The sequence below is a fragment of the Rhodoferax sp. genome (assembly GCF_037143375.1).
Classification (GTDB): Bacteria; Pseudomonadota; Gammaproteobacteria; order Burkholderiales; family Burkholderiaceae_C; genus Rhodoferax.
The window spans coordinates 1-4,734 of sequence record NZ_JBAWYV010000204.1; the positions used below are offsets into that span (position 1 = coordinate 1).

Annotated in this window: 5 protein-coding genes; all 5 read right to left on the bottom strand. The window is 62.9% G+C overall.

Annotated elements, in window-relative coordinates; translation table 11 throughout:
• Positions 1-24: 24 nt before the first annotated feature.
• The gene (gene glyQ / locus WCG50_RS17595) at positions 25-960 is read right to left on the bottom strand and encodes a glycine--tRNA ligase subunit alpha (protein WP_336900896.1); all 936 of its coding nucleotides are present in this window, start codon (positions 958-960) and stop codon (positions 25-27) included.
• Positions 954-1,130 (bottom strand): hypothetical protein, encoded by a 177-nt coding sequence (locus tag WCG50_RS17600; RefSeq protein WP_336900897.1) that lies wholly within the window; start codon positions 1,128-1,130, stop codon positions 954-956. Before WCG50_RS17600 ends, glyQ begins: the two co-directional genes overlap by 7 nt.
• Positions 1,131-2,210 carry an ABC transporter ATP-binding protein gene (locus WCG50_RS17605; protein ID WP_336900898.1) on the bottom strand — a complete coding sequence of 360 codons (1,080 nt, stop codon included), beginning with the start codon at positions 2,208-2,210 and terminating at the stop codon, positions 1,131-1,133. It lies immediately after the preceding gene.
• Positions 2,197-3,822, bottom strand: a complete 1,626-nt coding sequence (locus tag WCG50_RS17610; protein WP_336900899.1) for an iron ABC transporter permease — start codon at positions 3,820-3,822, stop codon at positions 2,197-2,199. The genes WCG50_RS17605 and WCG50_RS17610 overlap by 14 nt, the downstream gene beginning before the upstream one ends.
• 21 nt (positions 3,823-3,843) lie before the next feature.
• The coding region (locus WCG50_RS17615; protein WP_336900900.1) for an extracellular solute-binding protein at positions 3,844-4,734 on the bottom strand (891 nt) is incomplete at its 5' end.

A 4,734-nucleotide genomic window follows, 5' to 3' on the forward strand; every position in this document is an offset into this window, starting at 1 on the left:
TTAGTGGTCATGGTCGTGTTCTTTTTACCGTTCGGGCTGAGCTTGTCGAAGCGCTAAGGCTGCCTTCTTTGGCATCTGGGCGACCCATTCGGGCGGGGCCATCGGGAAACCCAGGCGCTCGCGGCTCTCCAGGTAACTCTGGGCGACGCTGCGCGCCAGATTGCGGATGCGCCCCATGTAGGCGGCGCGCTCGGTCACGCTGATGGCGCCACGGGCGTCCAGCAAATTGAAGCTGTGCGCGCACTTGAGCACTTGCTCGTAGGCCGGCAAGGCCAGCTGCACCTCGATCAAGTGCTTGGCCTGCTTTTCGTGCGCCGCAAAGGCGGTGAACAAAAAGTCGGCATCGCTATGCTCGAAGTTGTAGGCCGACTGCTCTTTTTCGTTTTGCAAGTACACGTCGCCGTAGGTCATGGTGTCGGTCCATTGCAGGTTGTAGACGCTGTCCACCCCCTGCAAATACATGGCCAGGCGCTCCAGGCCGTAGGTGATTTCGCCGGTAATCGGCTTGCAGTCGATGCCGCCGACCTGCTGGAAGTAGGTGAACTGGGTCACTTCCATGCCGTTGAGCCAGACTTCCCAGCCCAAGCCCCAGGCGCCGAGCGTCGGGTTTTCCCAATCGTCTTCCACAAAGCGGATGTCGTTTTTCTTCAAATCAAAGCCCAGCGCTTCGAGTGAACCGAGGTACAGCTCCAGAATATTGGCCGGGGCGGGCTTCAACACCACCTGGTATTGGTAGTAATGCTGCAGGCGGTTGGGGTTTTCGCCATAGCGGCCATCTTTGGGACGGCGGCTGGGCTGCACGTAAGCGGCTTTCCAGGGCTCGGGGCCAAGCGCTCTTAAAAACGTGGCGGTGTGCGACGTGCCGGCGCCCACTTCCATGTCGTAGGGCTGCAACAGCGCGCAGCCTTGAGCATCCCAATAGGATTGCAATTTCAAAATAATTTGTTGGAAGGTCAACATGGCTTGAGGGGCGCCGACGAACGACACCCGGAGGTTGGGGTAAACACGTGGTTCACGCGTAAAACGATGATTTTACGGGCTTCACGGCGGGTGTCCGTGACGAATTCGACCTGCGGCCCTGAAGGCTTGGCCGACACCGGGCTGGCAATGCCCGGCGCGGGTTGATGCATTTATTTGTGAAACGCCACCACGTGGTCAATGCCCAGGCGGATGCCGATCTTTTCGCCGATGGCGTGGTTGTGGTGCGAATCGACTTGCGCCAGGACGTGTCCGCCACCCGGCAACTTCAGGGTGTAGAGAAAATCCGCGCCGCGAAACGCCTTGCGCTCGACTTCGGCCAGCAGGGGGCTGGCGTCGTCGTGGATGATGTCATCGGGACGGATCAGCACATCCACCGGGCACCCTTGCTCGCATTGGGCGCAGCCGCCTGCCTCACCGCAATCGCCATCGACGGTACCTTCCAGCACACCAAGTTCGATTTCGACCTGGTGGCTGCTGATCACAACGCCTGGCAGCAACACGCCCTGCCCGATGAAGTCGGCCACAAAGCGGTTGGCCGGTTGGTGGTAGAGCTTGTAAGGCGTATCCCATTGCTGGATGACGCCGTGGTTCATCACGCCGACGATGTCGGCCATGGCGAAGGCTTCTTGCTGGTCGTGCGTCACAAGCAGGGCGGTGATGGCCTCGTGTTTGAGAATGTCGCGCACTTCGAGCGAGAGCTTTTCGCGCAGTTCCACGTCCAGGTTGGAGAACGGCTCATCCAGCAGCAGCAGGCGCGGTCGGGGGGCGAGCGCACGGGCCAGCGCGACGCGCTGTTGCTGGCCACCGGAGAGTTGGTGCGGATGGGCGTGGGCTTCGTGGCTGAGACCAACCAGCGCCAGCATCTCCGCCACCCGCTGGCGCCGCTCGGTTGCGGACAGCGCATGCAGGCCGAAGGCGACGTTTTTCTCGACGCTGAGGTGCGGGAACAAGGCGTAATCCTGGAACACCAGCCCGACCCGGCGTTGCTCCGGGCTCAGGTGGCAAGCGGGCGCGGTTGTTGTGGTGGTGGTGGCCACGACTTCGCCGCCGATGCGAATCTCACCCGCCGACAGTTGCTCGAACCCTGCGACCAGCCGCAGCGCGGTGGTTTTGCCACAGCCCGAGGGGCCCAGCAAACAGCCAATCTCGCCCGGCGCGAGCGAAAAAGACACATCCGAGAGCACCGGTTTGGCCCCGTAGGACTGGGCAACGTGGTTAAGTGCGAGCATCGCTGTGTTTTACCAGTAAAAAAATGGGCAGCAGCCCGACCAGACAGATCGCGACGGCGGGCAAGGCGGCGCGTTCCCACTCGCTCTCGGCCGTCATCTCAAAAACCCGGGTGGCCAGCGTGTCCCAACCGAAGGGGCGGGTCATCAGCGTGATCGGCAACTCCTTCAGGATGTCCACAAAGGCCAGGGCAGCAGCGGCCAGCAGGGGCGCACGCAGCAGCGGCAAGTGCACACGCGACAAGCGCTTCAGGCCGGTGCTGCCGAGCACCTGGGCCGCTTCGTCCATGGTGCGGGTGATGCGGGCCAAGCCGCTTTCCACCGGACCAAAACCAACGGCCAGAAAGCGGGCGCAATAAGCCAGCAACATCACGGCCAGCGTGCCGCCAAAAATTTGGCCGATCTCCTGGCCGGTCCAGCTGCGCCAGGCGTCGATCAGCAGGTTGTCCAGCGCCGCCACCGGGACGTAAAAGCCGACCGCCAGCACCGCGCCGGGCAGCGCATAACCGATGGTGGCCAGCCGGGCGGTGAGCTGCATGGCGGGCGTGGGATACAGGCGCTGGGCATACCCCAGGGCCAGCGCCAGACTGACGACCAGCGCCGCGCCCAGGGCCGCCAGCAACAGGGAATGCCCGGCAAAAGCCAGGTAGCGCGCATCCAGATCGGTGGCCACGATGTGGCTGGCCCAGAGCAGCAATTGCACCATGGGCACCATAAAGGCGAGCAGAAAAACAAGGGCCGCGCACAAGGTTGCCAGCGTGGCAGCGGTGCCGCGCAGGCGAATGCGCTGCGCCCCGCCACTGCCGCGCGCCGAGGTGGCGTAGCTGCGGCGGTTGCGCGAGAGTTGTTCCAGCGTCACCAGTGCCAGCACGAAAAAAACCAGAATGGTGGCGAGTTGGCTGGCTGCGGGCAGCGAGAACATCGAAAACCAGGCTTTGTAGATGGCGGTGGTGAAGGTGTTGTAGTTAAACACCGCGACGGTGCCGAAATCAGCCAGCGTCTCCATCAGCGCCAGACTCAGACCCGCGACGATGCCCGGGCGCGCCATCGGCAAGGCAATTTTAAAAAAGGCACGCCAGCGGCTGACGCCGAGGGTTTGCGCCGCTTCCAGCAGGCGCCGGCCCTGGCCCTGGAAGGCGGTGCGGGCGGTCAGGTACACATAGGGATAAAGCGCCAGCACCATGATCAGAATGACGCCGCCACGGGACCGGATCGGCAGGGCGCCGATGCCCCAGGTGGCGCGCAGCCAGGTTGGCAGCACGCCGGTGAAGTCCAGCAGACCGATCCACACAAAAGCCGTGACGTAGGCGGGTAAGGCCAGCGGTAACAACAAGGCCCAGGCGAAGAACGCGCGGCCCGGAAATTCACACGCCGCCGTGAGCCAGGCCAGGCCGGTGCCCAGCACGGTGACACCCACGCCCACACCCAAGGCCAGCCAGAAGGTGTTGACCAGCAACTCCGGCAGCACATACCGCCAGAGATGATCCCAGATCGCCTGATCCGGGTTCAGCATGGCGCTCGCCACCACGACCACGGGAATCAGGGTCAGCAAGGCCAGCCCGATGGCGGTGGCTCTGGGGCCGAAGCGGCTAAGCGCCTTCTGGGCGTTGATCATCCGGCGGGGTTTGCCAACGGCTTATTTGAAACCGGCCCGGTCCATCAGCATCACCGCTTTGGCCTGCAAGGCCCCGGCTTGCGCGACATTGATCAGGTTGGGTTTGAAGGTGCCCCAAGCGGCGACGGTGGCGTCGGCCTTCACTTTGGGATTGGCGGGGTATTCCAGATCGACATCGGCATACAGGTTTTGCGCCGTTTCCGACGACAGCCATTCCAGCAGCTTGATGGCGGCGGCTTCGTGCTTGGCATAACGGGTCAGGCCCGCGCCCGAGATATTGACATGAACACCAGCGGCGGCGTTGGACAGTTTCTGGTTCGGCCAGAAAATGGCCAGTGGCAGGTCTGGTTTCTTCGCGATCAGGCGGCCGAAGTAGTAGGTGTTGACCACCGTGACATCGCACAACCCTGCGGCCACGGCTTCCATCGCCAGGGTATCGTCCGGGAACGGGGCGGTGGCTAGGTTGGCGACCCAGCCGCGCACGATCTGTTCGGTTTTCTCTTCGCCATGCTCAGACATCATCATGCCCACCAGCGACTGGTTGTAAACCTTTTTGGAGGTGCGCAGGCACAGGTGCCCTTTCCATTTAGGGCTGGCCAGGTCTTCATAGGTGGCGAGTTCACCAGGCTTGACCTTGTTGCGGTTGTACACCAGGGTACGCGCCCGCACCGACAGGCCAAACCACTTATTGGCCGGATCGCGCAGATGTGCCGGGATGTTGGCGGCGAGCACCTTGGAATTGACCGGCTTGAGCAAGTCCTCTTGCGCTGCTTGCCAGAGGTTGCCGGCATCCACGGTCATGAACAGATCGGCGGGGGTGTTGCGGCCTTCGGCTTTGAGGCGCGCCATCAGCGGGCCTTCCTTGTCGGTCGCGAACTTGACCTGCACGCCGGTTTCCTTGGTGTAGGCATC